This window comes from Legionella pneumophila subsp. fraseri (assembly GCF_000586315.1).
Lineage (GTDB): Bacteria > Pseudomonadota > Gammaproteobacteria > Legionellales > Legionellaceae > Legionella > Legionella pneumophila_B.
The window spans coordinates 359,258-382,817 of sequence record NZ_JFIM01000001.1 but is presented as its reverse complement, the minus strand read 5'-3'; the positions used below and the strand labels follow the sequence as shown (position 1 = coordinate 382,817).

The following is a 23,560-nucleotide window of genomic DNA, read 5'->3' as shown; positions in this document are numbered from 1 at the left end:
TATCCATAAAAAGTTTAATTTCCTGCCTCCTAGCGGATAATCTGTTCTATGGTAGCTCCACCCAGGCATTGATTTTTTTCATAAAAGACGATGAATTGCCCCGGAGTAATCGCACGTTGGGGGCTTGAAAACATCACATAGTGCTGATTATTATCGGAAGGAGAAATCATGCAGGCTTGATCGGTTTGCCTATATCTGGTTTTGGCAAAGCAGGTTAGTGGTAAATGATTCTGATAGTCTGCCAGCCAATGAATAGGACCACATATTAAACCTTGAGAATAGAGCATTGGATGCTGACTGCCCTGTGCCACATAAAGGGTGTTACTGGTTATGTCTTTATCTACGACATACCATGGCTCATCTGTCGAATTTTGTAATCCTCCAATCCCCAAACCCTGGCGCTGTCCTAATGTATAAAACATTAAACCATCATGTTGACCAAGTGTTTTTCCTCCAGTGCTTTTTATTTCTCCCGGCTTGGCAAGGATGAATTCATTAAGGAAGGTTTTGAATCTTTTTTCACCTATAAAGCAAATTCCTGTAGAATCCTTTTTGGCATGAGTGACAAGGCCAAGTTCTTTAGCGAATTCTCTGATTTGTGGTTTGGTAAAATCTCCTATTGGAAAAATGGTTTTGGCCAATGCTTCTGGTTCAACAGCGTGAAGGAAATACGTTTGATCCTTTTCCCTGTCTTTGGCCTTAAATAAATAGCCAATGGATCCTTCTATTGTATTTTTGGCATAGTGACCAGTGGCTATATAATCTGCGCCCAGGGTTAAAGCATGATTTAGAAAGGCATTGAATTTGATTTCTTTATTACATAACACGTCAGGGTTTGGCGTTCTGCCTTTTTCATATTCATTCAGAAAATAAGCAAATACTCTATCCCAGTATTCTTTTGAAAAATTTACAGTGTGCAGTGGTATACGCAATTGATTACAGACGGCTTGAGCATCGGCCAAATCTTTTGCGGCAGGGCAATAATCATTGTGATCGTCCTGTTCCCAGTTTTTCATGAATAGACCTTCCACCTGGTATCCTTGTTCTTTCAATAGCCAGGCGGCTACAGAAGAGTCTACCCCTCCGGACATACCAACAATAACTTTAGCTTTCATAAATGGTTTATACCGCTCTCTTTTGAATCACAATCAAATTGGAATGTGCGATTTTAACAAATTAACTGCACTGTAGAAAAGTATAATTTAGACACAAGCAAGATTTGAATCAGAATAAAAATAATAGTTGACCATGCAATAGAGACGATATAAGGCCCTAGGTTCTGTGAGCTATCGGATTATATTAAAGAAAAAAATTGTTTATTTATTTTCATCCTGAAATTCCAGAATATCGCCTGGTTCACATCTCAAGTGCTTGCATATAGCACTTAAAGTAGAAAAACGAATGGCTTTTGCTTTACCTGTTTTTAGTAAAGACAGGTTTTGCTCAGTAATACCAATAGCCTCCGCAAGATCCTTAGAACGAATTTTTCTCTTAGCTAGCATGACATCTAAGTTTACAATAATGGACATTATTTTATCTCATACAGTGAGTTGATGTTCCTCTTCAATTTACTCCTGATAGTATCTAAAGTATATCAGAGTAATTGAAGTATAATATAATAAAAATTACTGTTTAATAATAATTTTTATTATTTATTTTTAATTAATCATAATTTTTATTGAAAAAGTTAGAAGTATTAACTATGAGTTATGTGATTTCATTATCATACTTGATAGAATTGTTTTTAAAACTTCGCTGATAAACACGAAGCATATGTTGTCCATAGAGAACAGCAGTGTCTGGTGCAATCTGCGGCCTGTTCATTTGAGTATACCATTGTGAATTAATAGGTAGTGGTTGAACAAGAGTATCAAGGTTGGGCTCAAGAAAAAAGGGAATCGAATGTCTGATTTTTGATGAGCGATTAATAACGCGATGCGGTGTAGCTTGAAAATAGTTATTCGACCAGATTTGTAACATCTCTCCAATATTAACTACCAGAGTATCTTCGATTGGCGGTACATCCAGCCAATTACCATCGCTAGTCTGTACTTGTAACCCACCAATATCATCCTGTAATAATAATACCAGACAACCCACATCAATATGAGGGCCGACACCAAGCTCAGGCTCTCCATTTTGATTAATTAACCGACCTGGAGGATAACGAAGAAGTCTTAGCATCACAAAAGCGTCTTCCGTGTTCGATGAGAATTGGCGGCCAAAATAATTTTCAGGCAAATCAAGGGTAAGAGAAATGGCCGCAAGTAGACACTCCCCTGTCTTTTGCATCCTATCCATATACTCAAGCATCGTTTCTTTCCATTGCATTTGAGTAAGTGTATCGGCAGAAGGCCACTGATTTTTCCCATGCAAAATAAGGTAAGGTTGTTCTGCTGTTACCTGCCGTTCTACCTGTTCCAATCCTAAGTCATAGCTTTCTTTATAATCAGGGATGCCCAGAGTTGTTTCTGCCCGCAGCCTGCCATAACCACGATACCGAGGAGAATAATCAATACTGATTTTGTCTTTTTCAGCTTGCGGCAGATCAAAAAACGCCCTAGTCAATGCCAACATTTTTTTCAACATGGAGGAGGGAAGGCCATGATTTTTTAGATAGAAAAAACCTAGTCGATGGCAAATATTACGGAGATAATAAACAAACTCATCTCTCTCCTTGGCTGAGCCATCAATAAATTGCTGTAAGTCAATGACAGGAATTGAATCAAAATTGGGGCTTCTATCGGCAGGCATTATTTTCCTTCAATCATTAGTGCCAATTTCTAATAGTTCCTCACGATAATCATAGAGTCAAGAGAGATTTTTCTGACGTGGTTATTTTGAATGGTCGAGAGGGAATTGAATGCTGCAACCAATATAAAACCACAGATCGATAGTTAAAAAGCAAAAACTTATCTTTTTAGTTATGGAGAAAAATTTTTATTATTTCATTGTTAACAAAGCAAGTCGTACATTCAACTGTCTTGTAATAGTTGATAAAATTAGACATCCTATTTGAATACAATGTCTTATATTTTATCCAATAAGTTGATATTTTTTACATATAATTGGATAATGCCAGGTTTTTAGGAGTTCGTTATCATTTTAGATTGATTATGTTAGTAATTCATAGATCGTCTGTAAGTGCTTATCAATAACTCGAAAGACTCAAAGAGCTAACTCATTCTATATTTTGGACAATTATTTATGATTCATTTACAAGAATTGGCAAAGCATGGCCAGCAAGAAAAGGAAGTGATTTTAAACGAGCGTTTGCCCGCATTTGTTAGTCCTGGATGCCATTTGCATGCGTCTTATCATATAGAGGCAAAAGATGATTTTTATCTTATTCATCTTAGAGTGCAAGGCAACTTAAACAATGTATGTCAACGATGTATGGAAAACTTCACTGTATGTTATAATAATTCGACCGTTATTGCTGTTTGCCGAAATGATGAGAGGGCTGAGCAACTTTTGAGTCAATATGAATGCTTGGTTTCTTCAAACTGGCAAGTTGATTTAAATGATTTAATTATTGATGAACTGCATTTGTATGCACCACAAGTTCATCCTGATATTAATGAATGTGCTAACGAAATCAATGAAATTTTAACTGGGAAAAAAGAAACTTCTTGATATTTTGATAATTAATACTTGGATTGAAGTTAAAATATCGGTAATATTCCCGCTTTATGAATGCAATTTGTTTAGGAGTAATACAATGGCCGTACAACAAAATAAAAAGTCACGCTCACGACGTGATATGAGGCGTTCTCATGATGCATTAACCAAGCCTACTCTATCAGTAGATCCAACAACTGGTGAAACCCATCTTCGTCATCACATGACTCCGGATGGATATTACAGAGGCAAAAAAATTATTGACGCTGAAACCGCTTACGAACAAGAGTAACTTTCTTGAAGAATATCACCATTGCAATTGACGCGATGGGTGGGGATCACGGCTTGGATATTGTGATTCCTGCCTGTATTCGTGCTATTAAAAACAACTCTGATTTGAAATTATTGCTTGTAGGAGTTCAAGACAAGATCAGTGCTTCTTTGAAAAAATATGGCATGTTGTCCTGTCAGCAATTTACTATCGTCCATGCATCAGAAGTGGTTACGATGGATGAATTGCCATCTCATGCATTACGAAATAAAAAAGATTCCTCCATGCGAATAGCAATTAACCTGGTTAAGGAAGGCAGAGCGCAGGCTTGTGTCAGTGCAGGCAATACAGGTGCTTTAATGGCTACCGCTCGATATGTCTTAAAGACTTTACCGGGGATTGATCGCCCAGCAATAGTGTCTGAGTTGCCTACCATGGGTGGAAAAACAAGAGTTATTGATTTGGGAGCTAATGTTGATTCTTGTGCGGAGCATTTGTTTCAGTTCGCTGTGATGGGTTCTGCATTAATACAGGCAATAGAAAATAAACCCAAACCTAAAATTGGTTTACTTAATATTGGCGTTGAAGAAATTAAGGGTAATGATCAGGTTAAGCGTACCGCACATATGTTAGCAGAATGTTCTGTTATGAATTATGTAGGATACGTTGAGGGTGATTATTTTTACAGTGGTGATGTTGATTTAGTGGTCTGTGACGGATTTGTTGGAAATGTGGCATTAAAAGCTAGTGAAGGCCTGGCAAAACTTTTATTAACTGTCCTTAAAGAATCATTTAGCAGAAACTGGTTAACAAAAATTGCTGGTTTTATTGCTTTACCGGCTTTAAAACATTTAAAAAATCGTCTGGATCCATCGCGATATAATGGTGCTAGTCTGCTTGGATTGAATGGTATTGTTGTTAAAAGTCATGGTGGGGCCAATGAAGTAGGTTTTCAACATGCTATCGAACAGGCTGTTCTCGAAGTAAAAAATAATGTTGTTGATTTAGTGCGTGATCAAATAAATGATTTTATAAATCAAGGATTGTTGTTATGAAGAATGCTGTTATTAATGGCACTGGAAGTTACTCTCCAGCGCGACAAATGACTAATGCCGAGCTGGAAACCATGCTCGATACGAGCGATGAATGGATAGTTACCAGGACTGGTATTAGTAGTCGTAGTGTTGCTCAAGAACACGAAACAACATCTTATATGGCCTCCAAAGCAGCAGAACAAGCTCTGGCGGCATCAGGCCTTGATGCTGAAGAAATTGATTTGATATTAGTAGCAACATGTACCCCAGATTATTTTTTCCCAAGTGTTGCCTGTCATGTACAACATGCTTTAGGAATCAAAAGACCTATTCCAGCTTTTGACATTGGTGCTGCGTGCAGTGGTTTTGTGTATGCGATGGATGTAGCAAAACAATATATTGCTACAGGGGCTGCCAAACATGTTCTTGTCGTAGGCAGCGAAAGTATGTCAAGAGCGGTAGATTGGACTGATCGTTCGATTTGTGTCTTATTCGGAGATGGGGCAGGTGCTGTCGTTTTAAGTGCTAGTGATCGCCAGGGGATTATGGGGAGTGTTTTACATTCTGCCTATGACTCTGATAAGTTATTAGTTCTTCGTAATTCAACTTTTGAACAAGATCGCGCAACGATTGGAATGCGAGGTAACGAGGTATTTAAAATTGCTGTTAATATTATGGGTAATATTGTTGATGAAGTGTTAGAAGCAAGTCATTTAAAAAAATCTGATATTGATTGGCTGATACCCCATCAAGCCAATATACGCATCATACAAGCCATAGCTAAGAAATTATCTCTTCCAATGTCACATGTTATTGTTACAATTGGCAACCAAGGTAACACGTCAGCTGCTTCTATTCCTTTAGCACTTGATTATTCTATTAAAAATAATCAAATTAAAAGGGATGAAATATTATTAATTGAATCCTTTGGTGGTGGAATGACCTGGGGCGCTATGGTTATTCGTTACTAAATTAATTAATAAGGATTAATTCTATTATGGTAAAAACAGCATTTGTATTCCCTGGACAGGGATCACAGTCTATAGGGATGTTGTCTGACTTTATGCCACAGTATACTGTCATCACCGATGTTTTTGCAGAGGCTTCAGATGCCTTGGGTTATGATTTGTGGGGTTTGGTTCAAAATGGTCCTGAAACAAAACTAAACCAGACTGAATACACGCAGGCAGCCATGTTAACTGCTGATGTTGCAATTTATCGTCTATTAATGCAATTAGGTGTACCCCAGCCTCAAGTAATGGCTGGTCATAGTTTGGGAGAATACGCTGCTTTGGTTTGCGCTAATTCTTTATCTTTAAAGGATGCCGCACAATTAGTTGCTCGCAGAGGGCAGGTGATGCAAAATGCCATCCCTCTGGGAGAGGGGGCTATGGCTGCGATAGTAGGCTTATCTGATGAGCAGGTTCGTTCGTTGTGTGAGCAGGCCAGCACAGCCAATCATCTTGTTACCCCAGCGAATTATAATGCTCTGGGTCAAATTGTTGTTGCCGGACATCGAACAGCCGTTGATAAACTAATCCAATTGGCTGAAGATGCAGGTGCCAGATTAGCGATGATAATTCCTGTCAGTGTGCCTTGTCATTGCCCTTTATTAAAAGATGCTGCAGAACTGTTTGCTGAAAATTTGGCTCAAATAGAATTCCAAGTTCCTTCAGTCGATGTAGTAAGCAATGTTGATTTAAGTATTTATTATTCCACTCAACATATAAGAGATAAACTTAAAGAGCAGTTATACAGCCCTGTACGTTGGGTTGAAACGGTTCAGTTAATTCAACAGCGTGGAATTGAACTCGTTGTGGAATGTGGGCCAGGAAAGGTTCTCAATGGTTTGATAAAAAGAATTGAAAGAAATTTAACTACGATTAGCGTTTATGACACCATTAGTCTTGATCAAGTCATAGAGCGTTTACATATCCCAGTTTGAGAGGAAACTAAATGATCAATTTAGAAGGTAAAATTGCATTAGTTACTGGTGCCAGCCGTGGTATCGGTCGTGCTGTTGCCGAGAAATTGGCAAGAAATGGTGCCTTTGTTTTTGGAACAGCTACCACTGAACAGGGTGCTGCTTCTATTAATTCTTTTTTTGAGAAAGAAAAATTGGCTGGTAAAGGAATCGTTTTGGATGTAACCAGCACTGAGCAAGTAGAAAATTTGATGTCTACCTTGTCCGATAATGATCAGTGTCCTTCCATTCTTGTTAATAATGCCGGCATTACCGCGGATAACCTGTTATTACGTATGGATGATGAGGAATGGTACAAAGTAATAGAAACAAATTTAAATTCTATATATAGGATGACTAAAGCTTGCTTAAAACCTATGTTCAGAGCACGTTGGGGAAGAATAATTTCTATAGGTTCTGTTGTAGGCGCTAGTGGCAATTCTGGACAGGTAAACTATACTGCGGCCAAGGCTGGAGTTATTGGTTTTTCCAAGTCTTTGGCACAGGAAATTGGCAGTAGAGGAATAACTGTAAATGTGGTGGCTCCCGGGTTTATCGACACAGATATGACTACTGCATTGCCTGATATGGTGAAAGAAGAAATGTTAAAAAGAATTCCCATGCGTAAGCTGGGCCAGCCAGAAGATGTTGCTGATGCTGTAGCTTTTCTTGCATCAGACAGCGCAAAATATATCACAGGTGAAACAATTCATGTCAATGGCGGTATGTATATGAGTTAAATGCACTTGCGTTATCTGTATAATTGAATAAACTAGCCGTCAGTATTTAATAATTTCTATCAACCGAAAGAGGAAAATTACGTTATGAGTACAGTTGAAGAGCGTGTTCGCAAAATTGTTGTTGAACAATTGGGTGTTAAAGAAGAAGAATTAAAGAATGATGCATCCTTTGTTGATGATTTAGGTGCTGATTCCCTGGATACAGTGGAATTGGTTATGGCTCTTGAAGAAGAATTTGAAACAGAAATTCCTGATGAAAAAGCTGAGAAAATTACTACAATTCAAGAAGCAATTGATTATATTGAATCTAACTTAAATAAAGAAGAAGCTTAATTTTTTTAAGGAGCTCTCATTGAATAGTCGGCGTGTGGTTGTAACCGGCATGGGTATGCTTACTCCTGTCGGACTTAATGTAGAAGAAACTTGGCGAAATATTTTAGCTGGGGTTAGCGGGGTAGGTTTGGTAGAAGATTTTGATACTACTGAATACCCAACTAAGATTTGGGCTAAAGTCAAGAATTTTAATGTTGAGAATCACATGCCAATTAAAGATGCCCGTAAAATGGATGTCTTCACACAATATGGTATGGCTGCAGCTGATGAAGCGATGCTTGACTCTGGTTTAAAAATAGATGAGGCCTTATCTCGTCGAATTGGAGTCGCAGTGGGGGCAGGCATTGGTGGTATTCAAACAATTACAAATAACCAGGATAAACTGGTTGCAGGTGGACCGCGTAAGGTGTCACCATTTTTTATTCCGGCAGGTATTATTAATATGGTTGCCGGTCAGATTTCTATTAAACATAATTTAAAAGGACCTAATATTTCAGTTGTGACCGCCTGTACTACTGGAACGCATAATATCGGGCTAGCCGGGCGTATCATTGCTTATGGCGATGCCGATGTCATGATTTGTGGTGGAGCGGAAATGACCACAACACCATTATGTCTCGCCGGGTTTTCAGCAGTAAGATCTTTATCTAAGCGGAATGATGAGCCTGAGAAAGCCTCAAGGCCTTGGGATAAGGATAGAGACGGCTTTGTTATGGGTGAAGGTGCTGGTATCTTGGTGTTAGAAGAATATGAACATGCTAAAGCCCGTGGAGCTAAAATTTATGCTGAACTGGTAGGTTTTGGTATGTCAGGAGATGCTTATCATATTACAGCACCCGATGAAGATGCCGATGGAGCTTCACGAGCTATGGAAGCAGCTATCCAGGATGCTGGTATCGATCCTAGGCAGGTTGATTATATTAATGCTCATGGTACATCGACTTATTTAAACGATTTAAATGAAACAAAAGCTATTAAGCGAGTTTTCCAGAATCATGCTTACGATTTGGCAGTTAGCTCAACCAAATCCATGACAGGCCATTTGCTTGGAGCCGCAGGTGCAGTAGAGGCAATTATCAGTATTTTAGCTATAAGAGATCAGGTTGCTCCACCTACAATTAATTTAGATAATCCTGATGAAGGTTGTGATTTGAATTATGTAGCACATGTACCACAAAGCAGAACAATTAATTATGTTCTAAGTAATTCACTTGGTTTTGGTGGGACAAACGGTAGCTTATTGTTCAAGCGAATCTAAATGCAATTTTCTAGACATAAAAAACTGGTTATTTTTGCTTTATCTTTGTTTTTTATGTCTTTTTTATTTTTATTTTGGAATGTATATCGTTTATTGTATACGCCAATAATTCCGAAAAATGCTGCTCCAATGATCATAACCTTCGATAGGGCAGCGTCTGCTTATCAATTTGCCCATATCTTGCAAGATAAAAAATTAATAAATTCTGCAAAATTTTTTCTATTGATTATTCGTTTTGAAGGATTATCACATCAATTAAAGGCAGGTGTGTACCAAATTGCTCCTGGTGAAACCGCAATGAAACTGCTACAGCGAGTAGTTGCAGGTGATGTAATCACACAAAATTTCACAATTATCGAGGGGTCTACTCAACAGAAAGTAGATTATGACTTAAGACAAGCTAATTATTTGAAATACAATCCAAACGATTGGTCAATAGTAAAAGAAAATTATCCAAGTGCAGAAGGGTTACTGCTTGCAGACACTTATCAATATCAGGGTGGGAGTAGTAGTAAGGCATTATTAGAACAAGCTCATCGTAATTTATTAAATTATCTGAATACCAGCTGGATAAACCGAGCACCAAATTTGCCTTATAAGACTCCTTATGAGCTGTTGATTGCTGCGTCAATTATTGAAAAAGAAACTGCAATTGCCCAAGAAAGAAAGTTGATCTCTGGTGTAATGGTAAACAGGTTAAAGAAAAAAATGCCATTACAAATGGATCCTACTGTTATTTATGGCCTTGGAAGTCAATATACAGGAAAATTAACACATAATGATTTGCTAATTGAATCACCATATAATTCTTATTTGAACAGGGGATTGCCTCCTACCCCAATAGCAATGGTTGGTAAAGAAGCAATAGATGCTGCTGCACATCCGCAATTATCCAATTATTTGTATTTTGTTGCAAAAGGGGATGGTACTCATCAATTCTCCGAAACTTATGAGCAACAAAGACAAGCAATTAACCAATACAGACGCAAGGATTATTAATGTCATCGTTAACCGGGAAGTTGATAGTTATTGAAGGTTTGGAAGGAGCAGGGAAATCTACAGCTGTCAATTTAGTTGTTGAACTGTTATCCCAAAAAAAAATCAGTACTATAACAACCAGAGAACCCGGAGGAACAACAATAGGTGAAATGTTAAGAAGTATTATCAAAAATCCAGAGTACAATAATGTTCTGGACGATAGAAGTGAATTATTACTCCTGTACGCTGCAAGAATACAATTGATTGAGCAAGTGATAAAACCCGCTTTAAGTCGGGGACAGTGGGTTATTGCTGATCGATTTGAGCTTTCTACTTTAGCTTATCAGGGTGGTGGTCGCAAAATGGATATGCGGATTATTAATGAGCTATCGAATTTCTGTTTAAAGGGATTCAAACCTGATCTCACTTTATACTTAGACATTAATCCTGAGCTTGGTATGGAAAGAGCCAAATCAAGGGGAAAATTTGACAGGATTGAGCAGGAATCTATTGAATTTTTTCATAGAATACATAATACATATCATATTCTTGTCAAACAAAATCCTGAAATTATCATGATTGATGCTAACAGGCCTTTAGAGGAGGTTCAATACTCCATTCAATCAGTAATCGAGGAGTTTATAGAGCATAACATATGATTACTTATGAAGAACAATGGCAGAAAATGCAAATGGCATTGGCGATAGGGCGAATTCCTCAAGCCATGCTCTTTCTCGGTTCTTTACATGGTGACCTTATAGAATTTACTACTCAAGCAATCAAATTACTCTTGTGTAAAATAAAGCAGAATGAACCTTGTTTGACTTGCATGGATTGCCAAATGATAGGGCGTTTTGAGCATCCGGATGTAGAATGGATTAAGCCTGAAAGAAGTGGTGGAATTATTAAAATTGATCAAATTAGGGGATTGCAGAACACGGCGTTTCTAACACCACAAAGGACTAATCATAAACTAATCATTATCGAATCTGCTGAATCAATGAATATTGCCTCATCAAATGCCCTATTGAAAATTCTGGAAGAGCCAGCGAAACATACAATCTTTATTTTGTTAGCACAGCAAATTGGCAATATACCCCCTACTGTATTAAGCCGATGTCAAATGACACAATTTTCTGTTTTTGATGAGTTGTCTTATAATAATTTATTGGCTTTAGGAGAGTACTATACACAGGAATCCAATAGTTCAATGCTCCTGAAGCATTCAGAATCCATTTTAGAAGGCTTGATTGCAATCATTGAATTAAGAGAACATCCATGTGCTTTGGCTGCGCAATGGATTCAATATGAATTAAGTGCTTTTTTGTGGTTTTTATATTTGGTCTATTCTCAAATACAATATATGCATTTGTTTCAAGTAGCTTATTCTGGTACGTTAACAAAACAATTACATAAGCTATCCTCATTACTGAATCCGGTTATGATTTTTGCTCAAATAGATAAAATCAACACTTTGTTAAGAAAATTAAGCCATAATATGAATATAAATCATACATTGGTCTTAGAAGATTTATTATTTTCTTTGGTTGTTGATTATTAATTGAGTTTAAAGGAATTAAACCATTGCTTGTAAACTGAGTTTTTTATTAAGTAGACTGAAGTAAGCAAGATGATGAGTTAAAATAGGACCATTCAAGGAGGATGCCTGTTGATTAAACGGAGGAGTTATGACCGAAAAACCACAGCTTATAAACTGCTCATTTCCCAATGAAGCATCTTTGTATATAGCTTATATGCCTTTTGTGAAAGGTGGCGGTCTTTTTATAAGAACTCAACACGTTTATCCTTTAGGACAATCACTTGAATTATCGGTTAAGTTACTCAATGAAAATGAACCTTATTTGGTCGCTGGTAAAGTAGTCTGGATTACTCCTAAAGGCGCGCAAGGTAATAAGCCTCCGGGAGTTGGTATTCAATTTACTGGTGAAAATAGTCGTTATTTATGTAACAAGATAGAAACCTACTTGGCGGGAATGTTAAAATCATGTCAAGTTACAGATACTATCTAGAATTATAATTTATTAATTAACAACCTGTTTATTGATATTCTTTTGGGGTATAAATGTGCTAGTAGACTCTCATTGTCATTTAAATTTTATTGATTTAACCCATTTTAATCATGATCTTGCTCAAGTAATCAATCAGGCTCGCGAGAATGGGGTAGAGCATTTCTTATCTGTTTGTGTTGAGTTGAGCGATTATCCTCAATTAGAGCGTTTGGCTAAAGATCATCCTGATATTAGCATTTCTGTTGGAGTACATCCGAATAGTGAAATGAATGATCCTCTTACTGCGCAGATCTTATGTGAATTGGCTCAAAATCCTGCCTGTATTGCCATAGGAGAAACAGGACTTGATTATTATCGTAATCCAAGTGAAGAAGCACAATCTTTACAACGGGATCGCTTCAGAGAACATATTAAGGCCGCACTTATAACCGCCAAGCCGTTAATTATTCATACCCGACAGGCAGCTGAAGATACTTTGCTGATGATGGCTGATGAGGAGGCCAATCAGATTGGTGGCGTCATGCATTGTTTTGCTGAAAACCTGGATATTGCACAAAGAGCAATTGATTTGAATTTTTATATATCATTCTCCGGAATAGTTACTTTTAAAAATGCTGTTTCCTTGCAAGAAGTAGCCAGACAGATACCCTTGGAGAGAATATTGATAGAGACAGACTCACCTTATTTGGCTCCAGTTCCATACAGGGGAAAACAAAATCATCCCGCTTTAGTGAAGCATGTTGCAGAAACTATCGCACAACTCAGAGGAATGGACTTCCAAGAGATAGCAGAAATCACTACAAACAATTTTTATAATTGTTTTAATATCAAACGACAAGCATAAATAGCTGGCAAAGGGTGGTTCTCAGCTTAACTTATCATTTTTTAAACTAGAAATAGAGAACGTTCCTAAAGTTTATTTGCAGTTTTCTTAGCCTTAATTAATACACAAATTTTTCAGTTTACTTCGATCTGCCCCCTCTCCCGCACTAGGAATTTGAATAGTATCGGGGGACTAAGGTTGGGGAGAGGGAATGACAATGATGGTCATTGACGAAGAAGTGCATCTGTGATTGCATACTGCAAACTTGAATTGTTTACAGTAAAAACCTCAATGAATCACTTTGGTATTAAACAAGAATTACTGCTGAAGGCTAATCAAATCATGTTCAATGAACTGCAGTTTCTTAAAGCTGCTGCATAAGGTGAGTTTTTATTCAAAAAGGTATGATCTGCGCTGTCCGTTACTAAAGTTATTGGTTAAATAATAAATAAATTATATTATTTTAATTTATTTTGTATTATAATTGACACTATTTTATTTTTATAGGTTAGCATAGACTATGCCAAAATTTAAACCGACTATTAAAGAATTAAGACTGATTGCTTTGGCTTCCAGAGGGCTTGTCCAAACTATAAATAAGGAATTCATAAAATCAGCATCAGCGAGCAATGATATTCGACTTGAAGCAATTAACGAAGCTATAAAGATAGCAATTAGCTCAGCATCTGATGTGTCAAATGAAGGGGCTGATAAGCGATTGAAAATTGTTGTGATGTTATGCAACTTAAAATGGGAAGATCATCATCGAAATCAACATATTGTAAACAATGCATTTAAGCAAGCAGTAGAAACTAATAACAGGGAGCTTGTTATAGCTCTTTGCAACTTGGTTGCTCCAGCAAGTCAACCAAGTCAAAAAATGGTAAACGAGGCCTTATTACGAGAAGCAGAAAAAGCAATTAAAACCAATAATTGGAAATTTGTTATAGCTTTTTGCAACTTAACTGCTCCAGCACGTCAACCAAGTCAAAAAATAATTAATACAATCCTAGACGCAGCATTATCAAATGCGGAGAGCTATGAAAATAAAGGTGCCATACAATCATCTTCTAAAGCATGGGAGGCTGTAAAAGCCATTGCGAGCTTACAACCGCCTGCTATTGTACCTGATAAAAATCTATCAGATAATGCATTAAGGCAATTAGCAAAAGTTCCACAGGTACGAGCTGATAAGAAGTTAATTAACTTCGCCAAAAACGGGGAGTGGGTAAAGGTATTAAATTATTTTATTCAACAACAAGGGGATAAACCTTCTCATACCGCAATGAATAATGTATTAACATCGGCAGTATCAGACCCCGACAATCAATGGGAGGTTTTTAAGGCACTTTGTTCTCTGCACCAACCTGACTCAAAGACAGCTGGTAATTTGCTACAAATTGTAGCAGGAAAAGGGAGACTTGAGGTTGTCCAAATGCTTTGTAATTTAGATGACAAAAATGTACCTAATATATATTACGTTAAAAATGCGTTACAAGTTGCAAAAAATGCAGGATACCCAGAAATAACCAGATATCTTTCTTTTGAAATGATTCGTCAATCTCTCGCAACAAAAGATAATTTAGCTCTTACACAGGCCATATTTCAAGACTATGTTAATCATGCTTTCGTTGGAAGTAGTTTGTTTAGTAGCCAAGTTAGATCGGTAAAAACTCTTCTTTCACAGTTAAAACGTACTGCAGCACAAGAAAATGGAGAAGATGCTAGAAATCAAGTGTTTATTGAAACCATAGAAAGGTTAAAAGCCATTATGGGGGACAATCAGGACTTGATCAGTCGTGTTGATTACATTGATAGCCATTGCAGCAAAAAGGCCCACGGTCTTGATTCATCACTTGTGGCTAAACTTTGATAACATACAAATAAACTTTAGGAAGGTTGCCTAGTAATTTTTTGCTTGTGAATAAAGGTTTTAGTAGTATTTATCAATTCTATTTTAAATTTAGAGTAATTAATGAGTTTATATATAGGTTTGATGTCAGGTACCAGTATGGATGGCATTGATGCTGCTTTGCTGGATCTTCCGTCCAATCAATTGATTCACGGAATTACTAAACAATATAGTAATGACGTCAGGAAAAACCTTGATGATTTAATTGTGGGTAAGCATTTAACTCTGGGTTCGATTTGCCAACTGAACACTTTAATTGGCAGGGAGTTCGCAGAAGCAGTTCGTCAACTCTTGATTGAAATACAAGTACACCCAAAAGAAATTCAGGCTATTGGTAGTCATGGTCAAACAGTCTGTCATGACACAAGTGGAAATATTCCATATACTTTGCAGCTGGGTTGTGGACATACTATTTCTTCTTTAACTGGTATTACCGTTGTAGCCGACTTTAGAACAAGGGATTTGGTTAATGGTGGTCAAGGTGCGCCTTTCGCACCTCTTTATCATCAACAGATATTTTCCAGAGTAAATGAGCCTGTTGCAATTGTTAATATTGGTGGTATTGCTAATGTTACTTTCATTGCAAAGAACCAATTGACTACAGGTTGGGATATAGGACCAGGCAATTGCCTCATGGATGCCTGGATTTATAAGAACAAAGGAGCTCTCTTTGATAAAAGTGGTGCTTGGGCCAGCCAGGGTGAAGTGATTCGTCCTCTACTTGAACATTTGTTACAAGATCCATTTTTCCATTTGGATTCGCCTAAAAGTATAGGAAAAGAATATTTTTCTTTATCCTGGCTACAAAAACATTTAAAACCGGATTATACACCAGCAAATATTCAGGCTACCTTATTGGCGCTTACAGCCCATACTATAGCTGAAACGATATTGAATACATCAAATGAAGTGAAACAATTATATCTCTGCGGAGGAGGGGCCCATAATACGCATTTGAAAGAGACTTTAGCCAGTCTATTGCCTGGGATGACAGTGAAAAGTATAGCAGAGTTAGGGTTTAGTCCTGATTATCTCGAAGCAATGATGTTTGCATGGTTAGCAGCACAGACTATTAACCAAATCCCTGTCGACTTAACATCAATAACAGGAGCTAAAGGTATTGCAATTTTGGGTGCAGTGTACCCTATAATAAAATCATATTGACAAACTAAAGAAGCATAAGGTTTAATTTGATAAAAATTAACAGAGTGATTTTAAATTGACCGCACATTACAACGTCGCTTCAGCTAGTGGAGCAAGAAATACACTTGCAACGTCTTATTTTATTTTTTTTCTGGCCGCTTCATTCTATTTGTATGAATTCATATTACAAGTAGCACCAAGCGTTATGGCAGAGTCGATGATGAAAACTTTTGGGGTGACTGGTCAAGGCTTTGGTGTCATTTCAGCTTTTTATTTTTATGCTTATGCCCCTACACAATTGCCAGCAGGAGTATTATATGATCGTTATGGTCCTCGCAAGCTAATGACTTTTGCAATCGTATTGTGCGCATTCGGTTCTGCCTTTTTTGCTTCCACAGACAGTGTATTTACGGCTTGCATAGGCAGGTTTTTGATAGGAATAGGCTCTGCATTTTCTTTTATTGGTGTTTTGGTACTTATTTCACGATGGTTCCCCCCTTATTATTTTGCAATTCTCGCAGGAGTAGCGCAGTTGATGAGTTCAGTAGGGGCTATGTTCGGGGAAATGCCTTTGGCAGCTTTGATTGATTTGGTTGGATGGAGAAGTGCGAGTTTTATTTTAGCAGGTGTTGGATTTCTCTTGGCTATTTTATTTTGGATATTTATTCGTGATTATCCTCATCAGCAAAATCAGACAATACCCGATCATTATTTAAGGGATGAATGGAAGCGCTTAGTTGCTGTATGTAAACATGCTTATACCTGGATCATTGGCGGTTATGCTTTTGCAATTTGGACTCCTATTGCTGTATTTGCCGCACTTTGGGGGGTTCCTTTTTTGCAGGAAAAATTTCAAGTGAGTGTGGTAGCTGCTTCAGGCTTATGCAGTATGATTTGGTTAGGCATTGGTATTGGTAGTCCATTATTAGGTTGGTTGAGTGATAAATTGGAAAGTCGTCGTATTGCATTGATTATCAGTGCGATTTTGGGGTTGATTGCAACTCTGATTATCCTTTATTGGTCTGAATTATCTTATAACTGGGCTTATGTTGTCTTGTTCGTTTTAGGATTAGGTGCTGGAGGACAGACGGTAAGTTTTGCAGTAGTTAAAGAAAATAATACACCTGAATTGGTTGGCACAGCATCTGGTTTTAATAATTTATCTGTATTAATTGGAGGAGCCATTTTCCAGCCTCTCGTTGGTTATAGCTTGCAACAGACGGGATCCTGGCGAATTGTCAATGGTGCTCATGTATACAGCATATCGAGTTATCAGACTGCGTTGTTAGTTATGCCTGTATGTTTCCTTGCCAGTTTACTTATTGCCATTTTTTTTCTTAAGGAATCGCATCCTGCGCGCAGAATTTAATAGTAGTATTAATCAATACCTTACTCACGTTATCTCCTGCTAAGGCTTTAATAGTATAACGTGAGTTATGAATAAGATCAGTCGTTATCTCAAGCCGCGCGGGGTGAGGAGGCATTTATGCCATCACGAAGTCTTGTGTGGGACTTCAGCTTTCTTTCCAAGGCTTCGAGACGATGCTTACGCATCTTCTCAGTCTGAACGGATGCTGGATATCGGTGGGTTTCTATATAATCTTTCTCTATAACCCACGTTAATAAAAATGAAGTCGATATCGTAGCGATCAGATAAAGTGAGTTGAGAAAATGTCCAACTAAAACCTACTGTAATTTGTTGGTAATTCAGAGACGTAAATTCTTATATTAGATTTTTTGCAAGAGCGGCCTCTTTAGTTTTGGTGTAGCATTGTAAATGTTTTAGTATTGTTCAATTTAATGCGCATTAACTCTATCCCCTTGTCAATGTTTGCGTCATTTCCCTAAAATAAAGTAATCGGGTTATGCAAATGAGGGCTGCTCTTAAGGGTTAGATATATTACTACTTGCTTCATCATGAATGTCAGACTTTTTTGGAGTACCTGTAAAAAAGGTTAGACCTATAAAAATTAAAAATAATAATCCAACAACATTACAATAGAGGGCGAAATGCAGATTATTGTGATGTTGATAAAACAGGTTAGCTATTTCTATTCCAATAGCCCCGATGATCATAATGCTTAGGCTGATTAATGCAGATGCTGTTCCCTTGCTTACTGAAGTCACAAATAAACAATACCTGTTCAAGGGGGCATTAATCACACTTAATGAGAAAAAGTAAACTATGATTCCAGGTATCAAATACAAATAATTATTGCCATAAAAATAAGGGAGGAGAGCCGTTAGAACAAGCCCCACAACCATTATGATACAACCCATAAAAATAATTCTTTCGATTTTATATTTGTAAGTTAGATGATGTAAGCACCAGTTTCCCAAAATTGTTGCTCCAAAGATGGGTAGTTGCCAAAGACCATATTGGATTACAGTCAATTTTGCTTCAGCAATTAATATGATTGGCGCTAGAGCAATCCAGGCGATACAGGGGATCCCTACAAGGCCTTCTGCTATTGCACTAAAACAAAAGGCAGGATTAGATAATAATGCTTTATAATTTTGAGTTATGGAGTTCAGTGAGAACGGTGTTTTCGGTATAATCTGACCGTCTTTTTTTATCTCTCCTATCGGTTCTGGCATAAATCGCCATAATCCCCAGTAGGCCAAAAGTGCCCCCAAAGCGATAATAACAAAAATTAAACGCCAGGATGCATAATGAATGATTATGGCTCCCAATAGTGGCCCCAACAATGGAGCTAATATTGCGGCATTAGCCATGATTGCAATTAATCGAATAGCGTCCATTTCCTCAAATATTTCTTGAATGGTTGCATAACCTATTACACCGATGAAGCACAACCCCATCCCTTGGAAAAATCGGGCGATTAAAAATTGATTCATGGAGTGCGAGCTTGCGATTAAAAGAGTGAACAGAAAAAACAAGCATGATCCTATTAACATCATAGGTCTTCTGCCATAAGCATCTGATAGTGGGCCAAGTATGAGTTGCAGACTGGCTCCTCCCAAGACATAGACAGTTAGAGAAGTGGCAACAATACTTTCGGGCGCGTTGAAAGACTTTACAACATTAATCATGCCGGGCATGATCATGTCATTGGCAATATAAGTCAGAAACTCATATAAGACTAAAAAGCAAGCAAAGATAATGGCTTGTCTGTGTGAAATTCTAATTAGTGGTTCAGACATAGCATTAACCCTGAGTCAACTGTTTTAAAAAGGCGGTCTAACAGTATATATGTTTATTTCATAATTTGGTAGAAAATCTGATAAATGTTTCGGTAAGTGACATAAAACGTGCCATGTATAGAGAATAAATCTTTACAATAGTAACTGCCACTTAAAGTTTGTTTACGGCAAGTCTACCATTTGATAAGATTTGCTTACTTCTATAATCTGCTTCTTATGATCTGATCAGTATGCCCAACAAAGAAAAAGTCGTTATTATTATTCCTACCTACAATGAAGAAGATAATATTTCTAATACGATTGATTTGATTCTTAAGGAGACTTGTTCATTAGCAGATTATCAGGTTGATATTCTTGTATTTGATAGTCACTCCACAGATTCAACAGCCCATATAGTTCAAGAGCTAGCCTATACTTCTCAACGTGTGCATTTTGTACAAGAACCACAGAAAACTGGTCTTGGTTCCGCTTACCTGCAAGCCATGCGAATTGCAATAGACAAGTTAAATGCAGATGTTGTATTTGAGTTTGATGCAGACGGTTCTCATCAACCTTGTTATATTGCTCCGATGTTAGAGTTACTTAAACAACATGATGTAGTAGTGGGGAGCCGATATATTTCAGGAGGAAATATTCCTTCAAACTGGGCATTCCATCGTAAATTATTATCTGTGGGAGGTAATTGGATTGCTCGTATGTTATTAACTGGAAAATATAAAGATCTTACTTCTGGTTTAAGGGCAACGCGTACTAATCTGTTAAAGAAACTATTGCCTTCAAACTTTCTATCCAATAATTATGCGTATAAACTTGAGTTATACTGGCTTTTACATAAGGCAAAAGCCAGGATCATTGAGTTTCCTATTCAATTTATTGATAGAGAAAAAGGGAAAAGCAAATTACCTAAGAACAGTATGATTGATACCTTGCATGTTCTTTTTACCCTTCGCTTGAGAGAATTGCGCCAGTACCTTACCATGTGCTGTGTGGGATCCCTTGGAGCATTGATTCAATTTAGCCTATACAATTGGTTGCGGAGTTCGAACCATTCCGCTCTGGTGTCTAGTCAAGTAGCTATCAGTGCTGCTATTGTATCTAATTTTATATTTCACCATTCCATTACTTTCAAACAAAAAACAGATTTTCGTATAGCTAGAACAACGATTCTTAGCCGTTTTACACAATTTATTATTTATTCCACCTTTATGGTTTATTTTCAAAGCCTATGGGTTCATATTTTTGTCCATTACTTTGGGCAAGGTGTTTTGAAAGAAAATATCATTGTAGCCTCGGGCTTGGGCATTGGATCTATTATCAATTACCTGTTTTATTCAAATATTATTTGGTCATCAAAAGGCACTCACACTCTCAATTCAAACTCGTCTAAAGAAACTCAAATTTGAAAGAAAAAGTGTAAAAAATTTGAATACCCTAAAGACTAATTTCACAGGACGTAATCCGTCCGGTGAGTTAATTATGGAGATGTGTTAATATTAGATGTGCTGGGCTCACTGTCTTCGATATATTGAATGCTGCATTTACCTATCTGTTCGAACGGTATTGCTTCCGTAGTATATCCAATTGTGTCTTTATCTAGCTTCGCAAATAATACATCTTCTAGTAAATCCACTTTAGCTAAATAGGGTTTAGAATAAACTTTCTGATTTTCACCAAAAAAAGTTTGGCTTTTGATTTTTTCTTTTGCAGCTTTTTCAGATTTGAATAGAGTTACTTTTGATGAGAATGAATTACTTATATGAAGAGGAGTGATATTAATATCTTGAAAGCCATCATTAAAGATAGCATCCCATATGCTATCGGATATAACCCTATGCGCCACACTTTCGCCAATCGCATAAAATTTACTGCCTTTAGATAAAGCGATTAATCCAATTCTTTTTGCATAGACTTCGTTTTTTAAGAATAAATTAACTAAATCATATAGTTCTTTAGATGCAGATCGTAACTTCATCAGCGCTTTTAAATCAAGAAATGGCAATAATTCATGAACAAGAATATCTTTTGGAATTACGCATAAAGAACCATTTTCATCGCAACGAGTAATAATCTTTTTACTACCACTGATTTGATTTTTAATCATACTAAACATTTTTTTCAGCATAACAGTTCCTATTTTTAAATGGCTTCATAAGTTTTCAGCGCGAGTTTGGGGTTGTAAATTCTGCCAAAAATGAAAACCAACTATTTTCACCGATTACAAATGAATTAATTTTAAACCATTTGATTTTTATTTGTCAATATTGGGCGTTTCTACATGGATATCCCTTTTAAATTTAATCGAAGCATTATGAACAAGCACATCCCGAATAACGTAAGCTCGACAATTAAAATTAAATTAAGTAATTGAAAAAAAGTTTTTTATAAAACTTATCTTAATGTATCAAATTTATTCATAAGTGATTTAAAAAGATTATGAAGGATAATTTAGTAGAGTTATTTTACGTTCTCGATAATTTTGTCAAAAAATTTTTTTCCTGAGTGTGAAAAGGTTTAACTTAAATTTAGCTCAAAGGGCCAGCGAGAGAACTATGCTTTAGAAACAAAACAACGTTACCTAAATCGCTCACTATGCCATTAATAGAGAATTAAAATAATGTCGAAATCAGGCTAATTTGCGAATAGGGAATTAAGCGTCAGTCAATGCATAGAATATAGCACCGATATTTTTTTAATAATTCAATAGCATAACCTTATTCTTATATCGAGCTGAGGTTATATTTAGATAAAATAAATTACCAAATTAAAGGCATTTTTAACGAAGAGATTGGTATTTTTCATAAATCCTGTTTCATTTAAGTATCTAGCTTATTACTGCACCAATAGGCGTAAATGATTGGCTTCCTTTTTTCATCAAAAGTTGCTGGTAAATTCAATGATTGACACCTGGTAAAGTATTTTTTAATGCATGATAATCTATCAAATGTATCAATATATAGTACTTCGCCAAGGGTATTCAAATTAGGTGACCAATACTTGTATTGATTTTGCATTGAACCGCAGTCGAAGGTAAAAATTGTCGGTTTATTTTTAAGAAAGAACAGCATGCGTGCCTCGAACCATCCTGGGGTTATGACTATGCTCGGGAGCTTATCGTTAGACTGATTAATTTGTTGTATCGATTGATAATAAGCCAGTTTTTTTGAATACCCAAAACTGAAAAGCGTGGTATTGTTCATCAAAATGATTCCACTGGTAAGAACGTAGAATACAATTAATAAATAAGTAGAATTACGATAAGCCCACTCTTGATAGCAATAACCAGCTAATAAGCTGGCAGTAATTAGGTATTGGCTCAGCCAATATCCTCTTATCGTGGCTTTGCCGGCAACAAATAAATAGAAAAGAACAAATGTTATGCAAATAATCAGGCACAAATAAAATATAGGGGATTTTCTAGGGGCGCCTTTAGATAGATATAACGTAGGGGGAATGAATAAAAAGTTAATTGCAGGGAGGAATATATTAAAAAAGGTATGCAAGATACTCCCTATCGTATTATGGGCATTTTGCGTTTGGTGTGTACTTAACTGGTAGCGAATGGATACCCAATCATGCTGAGCATTCCATAGAATAACCGGGCTGAAGACAATGATTGCCAGGGTTAATGCCAAATAAAAATGCCTGGATTTAAAAAGTCGTCTATAAGGTGTTGCAACCAAAAAAATAAGTAAGGCCAGAACGAGAACAATACCAGAGTATTTGGATAACAGCATAAGGCCTATACTCAAACCAGTGTAATACAAATCCTGATTACGATTAAACTGGATATACCTTATTGTAAAATAAAGAGTTAAAGCCCAAAAAAGAGTTAACGGTGTGTCATAGGTAGTTTGATTGATTAAATCCAAAGTGACTAATGGTGAAAATAGCCAAACCAGAACCGCAACATAACTGGCTTCCTTGTTAAGGCATAGTCTCGCTGTTTTATAAATTATAAAACTGGTCAAGGCAGTGGAAACTATAGTAACCAGGTTTAAAGCAAAGAGAGTATCTCCTAATAAAAGTGTGGCTATTCGGATAAAGTAGGCAATCATGGGAGAACCATCATAGTAGGATAGAGCCAGATGCCTGCTCCAATCCCAGTAATAATAACTATCTAATCCCAGGAGATGAATTGGTGCAATTAATAGAATGATTAGAAAATAGAGGCTAATGTAGCGATGCATGTGCAAAAACATTCAGTATTCCCAGGAAAGTAATGATGAATTATATGTTATTTTATTATCAGTTTTTATATAATGCATTCAGTTTTATCATTAATTAATAAA

General features: G+C 36.8%; 23 protein-coding genes and 1 pseudogene. 18 read left to right on the top strand and 6 right to left on the bottom strand.

Annotated elements, in window-relative coordinates:
• Nucleotides 1–29 precede the first annotated feature (29 nt).
• The 3 genes from mnmA to CC34_RS01000000116075 all read right to left on the bottom strand — a co-directional run bounded on the left by mnmA (nt 30) and on the right by CC34_RS01000000116075 (nt 2,754).
• Nucleotides 30–1,115 (bottom strand): tRNA 2-thiouridine(34) synthase MnmA, encoded by a 1,086-nt coding sequence (mnmA, locus tag CC34_RS0101720; RefSeq protein ID WP_027226899.1) that lies wholly within the window; start codon nt 1,113–1,115, stop codon nt 30–32.
• A gap of 201 nt (nt 1,116–1,316) precedes the next feature.
• Nucleotides 1,317–1,529 carry a helix-turn-helix domain-containing protein gene (locus CC34_RS0101715; protein WP_028378870.1) on the bottom strand — a complete coding sequence of 71 codons (213 nt, stop codon included), beginning with the start codon at nt 1,527–1,529 and terminating at the stop codon, nt 1,317–1,319.
• Nucleotides 1,530–1,707: 178 nt separating this feature from the next.
• On the bottom strand, nt 1,708–2,754 hold the full coding sequence (locus CC34_RS01000000116075; protein WP_050598185.1) for an isopenicillin N synthase family dioxygenase: 1,047 nt from the start codon (nt 2,752–2,754) through the stop codon (nt 1,708–1,710).
• A 453-nt stretch (nt 2,755–3,207) separates the two neighbouring features.
• Between CC34_RS01000000116075 and CC34_RS0101705 the strand changes: the two genes are divergently transcribed.
• From CC34_RS0101705 to CC34_RS0101625, 17 genes and pseudogenes are all read left to right on the top strand, one after another.
• On the top strand, nt 3,208–3,636 hold the full coding sequence (locus tag CC34_RS0101705; protein WP_027226901.1) for a YceD family protein: 429 nt from the start codon (nt 3,208–3,210) through the stop codon (nt 3,634–3,636).
• 85 nt (nt 3,637–3,721) lie between these two features.
• Nucleotides 3,722–3,913: a 50S ribosomal protein L32 gene (gene rpmF, locus CC34_RS0101700; RefSeq protein ID WP_010947121.1), complete on the top strand. Its 192-nt coding sequence runs from the start codon at nt 3,722–3,724 to the stop codon at nt 3,911–3,913.
• Nucleotides 3,914–3,918: 5 nt separating this feature from the next.
• Nucleotides 3,919–4,947, top strand: a complete 1,029-nt coding sequence (plsX, locus tag CC34_RS0101695; protein WP_027226902.1) for a phosphate acyltransferase PlsX — start codon at nt 3,919–3,921, stop codon at nt 4,945–4,947.
• Nucleotides 4,944–5,897: a beta-ketoacyl-ACP synthase III gene (locus CC34_RS0101690; RefSeq protein ID WP_028378871.1), complete on the top strand. Its 954-nt coding sequence runs from the start codon at nt 4,944–4,946 to the stop codon at nt 5,895–5,897. Before plsX ends, CC34_RS0101690 begins: the two co-directional genes overlap by 4 nt.
• Before the next feature lie 26 nt (nt 5,898–5,923).
• Nucleotides 5,924–6,871: an ACP S-malonyltransferase gene (gene fabD / locus CC34_RS0101685; RefSeq protein ID WP_028379073.1), complete on the top strand. Its 948-nt coding sequence runs from the start codon at nt 5,924–5,926 to the stop codon at nt 6,869–6,871.
• Between the two features lie 11 nt (nt 6,872–6,882).
• Entirely contained in the window at nt 6,883–7,629 is a 747-nt protein-coding gene (gene fabG / locus CC34_RS0101680; RefSeq protein ID WP_011213688.1) for a 3-oxoacyl-ACP reductase FabG, read from the top strand.
• A gap of 84 nt (nt 7,630–7,713) precedes the next feature.
• On the top strand, nt 7,714–7,962 hold the full coding sequence (acpP, locus tag CC34_RS0101675) for an acyl carrier protein (protein ID WP_003631752.1): 249 nt from the start codon (nt 7,714–7,716) through the stop codon (nt 7,960–7,962).
• A 19-nt stretch (nt 7,963–7,981) separates the two neighbouring features.
• A complete protein-coding gene (gene fabF, locus CC34_RS0101670) occupies nt 7,982–9,220 on the top strand; it encodes a beta-ketoacyl-ACP synthase II (RefSeq protein ID WP_027226905.1) in 1,239 nt (412 codons plus the stop codon).
• On the top strand, nt 9,221–10,219 hold the full coding sequence (mltG, locus tag CC34_RS0101665; RefSeq protein ID WP_027226906.1) for an endolytic transglycosylase MltG: 999 nt from the start codon (nt 9,221–9,223) through the stop codon (nt 10,217–10,219).
• Nucleotides 10,219–10,857 carry a dTMP kinase gene (tmk, locus tag CC34_RS0101660; protein ID WP_027226907.1) on the top strand — a complete coding sequence of 213 codons (639 nt, stop codon included), beginning with the start codon at nt 10,219–10,221 and terminating at the stop codon, nt 10,855–10,857. Before mltG ends, tmk begins: the two co-directional genes overlap by 1 nt.
• Nucleotides 10,854–11,759 (top strand): DNA polymerase III delta subunit-related protein, encoded by a 906-nt coding sequence (locus CC34_RS0101655; RefSeq protein WP_027226908.1) that lies wholly within the window; start codon nt 10,854–10,856, stop codon nt 11,757–11,759. Before tmk ends, CC34_RS0101655 begins: the two co-directional genes overlap by 4 nt.
• Before the next feature lie 127 nt (nt 11,760–11,886).
• Complete coding sequence (locus CC34_RS0101650) at nt 11,887–12,228, top strand: PilZ domain-containing protein (RefSeq protein ID WP_027226909.1); 342 nt, start codon at nt 11,887–11,889, stop codon at nt 12,226–12,228.
• A 55-nt stretch (nt 12,229–12,283) separates the two neighbouring features.
• On the top strand, nt 12,284–13,072 hold the full coding sequence (locus tag CC34_RS0101645) for a TatD family hydrolase (protein WP_027226910.1): 789 nt from the start codon (nt 12,284–12,286) through the stop codon (nt 13,070–13,072).
• A gap of 219 nt (nt 13,073–13,291) precedes the next feature.
• Nucleotides 13,292–13,432: pseudogene (locus CC34_RS1000000117830) on the top strand (IS701 family transposase); the annotation flags it as partial.
• Between the two features lie 139 nt (nt 13,433–13,571).
• The gene (locus CC34_RS0101635) at nt 13,572–14,924 is read left to right on the top strand and encodes a hypothetical protein (protein WP_027226911.1); all 1,353 of its coding nucleotides are present in this window, start codon (nt 13,572–13,574) and stop codon (nt 14,922–14,924) included.
• A 102-nt stretch (nt 14,925–15,026) separates the two neighbouring features.
• On the top strand, nt 15,027–16,127 hold the full coding sequence (locus CC34_RS0101630) for an anhydro-N-acetylmuramic acid kinase (RefSeq protein WP_027226912.1): 1,101 nt from the start codon (nt 15,027–15,029) through the stop codon (nt 16,125–16,127).
• Nucleotides 16,128–16,182: 55 nt separating this feature from the next.
• Nucleotides 16,183–17,475, top strand: a complete 1,293-nt coding sequence (locus CC34_RS0101625) for an MFS transporter (RefSeq protein WP_028379072.1) — start codon at nt 16,183–16,185, stop codon at nt 17,473–17,475.
• A gap of 515 nt (nt 17,476–17,990) precedes the next feature.
• Here CC34_RS0101625 and CC34_RS0101620 read toward each other — a convergent pair.
• Nucleotides 17,991–19,271: an MFS transporter gene (locus CC34_RS0101620; protein WP_027226914.1), complete on the bottom strand. Its 1,281-nt coding sequence runs from the start codon at nt 19,269–19,271 to the stop codon at nt 17,991–17,993.
• A 230-nt stretch (nt 19,272–19,501) separates the two neighbouring features.
• Between CC34_RS0101620 and CC34_RS0101615 the strand changes: the two genes are divergently transcribed.
• Entirely contained in the window at nt 19,502–20,674 is a 1,173-nt protein-coding gene (locus tag CC34_RS0101615; RefSeq protein ID WP_028379071.1) for a glycosyltransferase family 2 protein, read from the top strand.
• Nucleotides 20,675–20,745: 71 nt separating this feature from the next.
• Here CC34_RS0101615 and CC34_RS0101610 read toward each other — a convergent pair whose 3' ends face one another.
• Together CC34_RS0101610 and CC34_RS0101605 are read right to left on the bottom strand one after the other, a co-directional pair.
• Nucleotides 20,746–21,393, bottom strand: a complete 648-nt coding sequence (locus tag CC34_RS0101610) for an F-box protein (RefSeq protein ID WP_027226916.1) — start codon at nt 21,391–21,393, stop codon at nt 20,746–20,748.
• Nucleotides 21,394–22,084: 691 nt separating this feature from the next.
• Entirely contained in the window at nt 22,085–23,470 is a 1,386-nt protein-coding gene (locus tag CC34_RS0101605; protein ID WP_027226917.1) for a glycosyltransferase family 39 protein, read from the bottom strand.
• Between the last annotated feature and the right edge of the window lie 90 nt (nt 23,471–23,560).

Coding starts and splice junctions, on each gene's coding strand:
- CC34_RS0101715 (WP_028378870.1), bottom strand. CDS start 1,529: ATGTCCATTATTGTAAACTTAGATGTCATGCTAGCTAAGAGAAAAATT.
- CC34_RS0101655 (WP_027226908.1), top strand. CDS start 10,854: ATGATTACTTATGAAGAACAATGGCAGAAAATGCAAATGGCATTGGCG.
- acpP (WP_003631752.1), top strand. CDS start 7,714: ATGAGTACAGTTGAAGAGCGTGTTCGCAAAATTGTTGTTGAACAATTG.
- tmk (WP_027226907.1), top strand. CDS start 10,219: ATGTCATCGTTAACCGGGAAGTTGATAGTTATTGAAGGTTTGGAAGGA.
- CC34_RS0101635 (WP_027226911.1), top strand. CDS start 13,572: ATGCCAAAATTTAAACCGACTATTAAAGAATTAAGACTGATTGCTTTG.
- CC34_RS0101610 (WP_027226916.1), bottom strand. CDS start 21,393: ATGCTGAAAAAAATGTTTAGTATGATTAAAAATCAAATCAGTGGTAGT.
- CC34_RS0101690 (WP_028378871.1), top strand. CDS start 4,944: ATGAAGAATGCTGTTATTAATGGCACTGGAAGTTACTCTCCAGCGCGA.
- CC34_RS0101615 (WP_028379071.1), top strand. CDS start 19,502: ATGCCCAACAAAGAAAAAGTCGTTATTATTATTCCTACCTACAATGAA.
- CC34_RS0101630 (WP_027226912.1), top strand. CDS start 15,027: ATGAGTTTATATATAGGTTTGATGTCAGGTACCAGTATGGATGGCATT.
- CC34_RS0101705 (WP_027226901.1), top strand. CDS start 3,208: ATGATTCATTTACAAGAATTGGCAAAGCATGGCCAGCAAGAAAAGGAA.
- CC34_RS01000000116075 (WP_050598185.1), bottom strand. CDS start 2,754: ATGCCTGCCGATAGAAGCCCCAATTTTGATTCAATTCCTGTCATTGAC.
- rpmF (WP_010947121.1), top strand. CDS start 3,722: ATGGCCGTACAACAAAATAAAAAGTCACGCTCACGACGTGATATGAGG.
- fabG (WP_011213688.1), top strand. CDS start 6,883: ATGATCAATTTAGAAGGTAAAATTGCATTAGTTACTGGTGCCAGCCGT.
- CC34_RS0101620 (WP_027226914.1), bottom strand. CDS start 19,271: ATGTCTGAACCACTAATTAGAATTTCACACAGACAAGCCATTATCTTT.
- CC34_RS0101650 (WP_027226909.1), top strand. CDS start 11,887: ATGACCGAAAAACCACAGCTTATAAACTGCTCATTTCCCAATGAAGCA.
- CC34_RS0101605 (WP_027226917.1), bottom strand. CDS start 23,470: ATGTTTTTGCACATGCATCGCTACATTAGCCTCTATTTTCTAATCATT.
- mnmA (WP_027226899.1), bottom strand. CDS start 1,115: ATGAAAGCTAAAGTTATTGTTGGTATGTCCGGAGGGGTAGACTCTTCT.
- fabD (WP_028379073.1), top strand. CDS start 5,924: ATGGTAAAAACAGCATTTGTATTCCCTGGACAGGGATCACAGTCTATA.
- mltG (WP_027226906.1), top strand. CDS start 9,221: ATGCAATTTTCTAGACATAAAAAACTGGTTATTTTTGCTTTATCTTTG.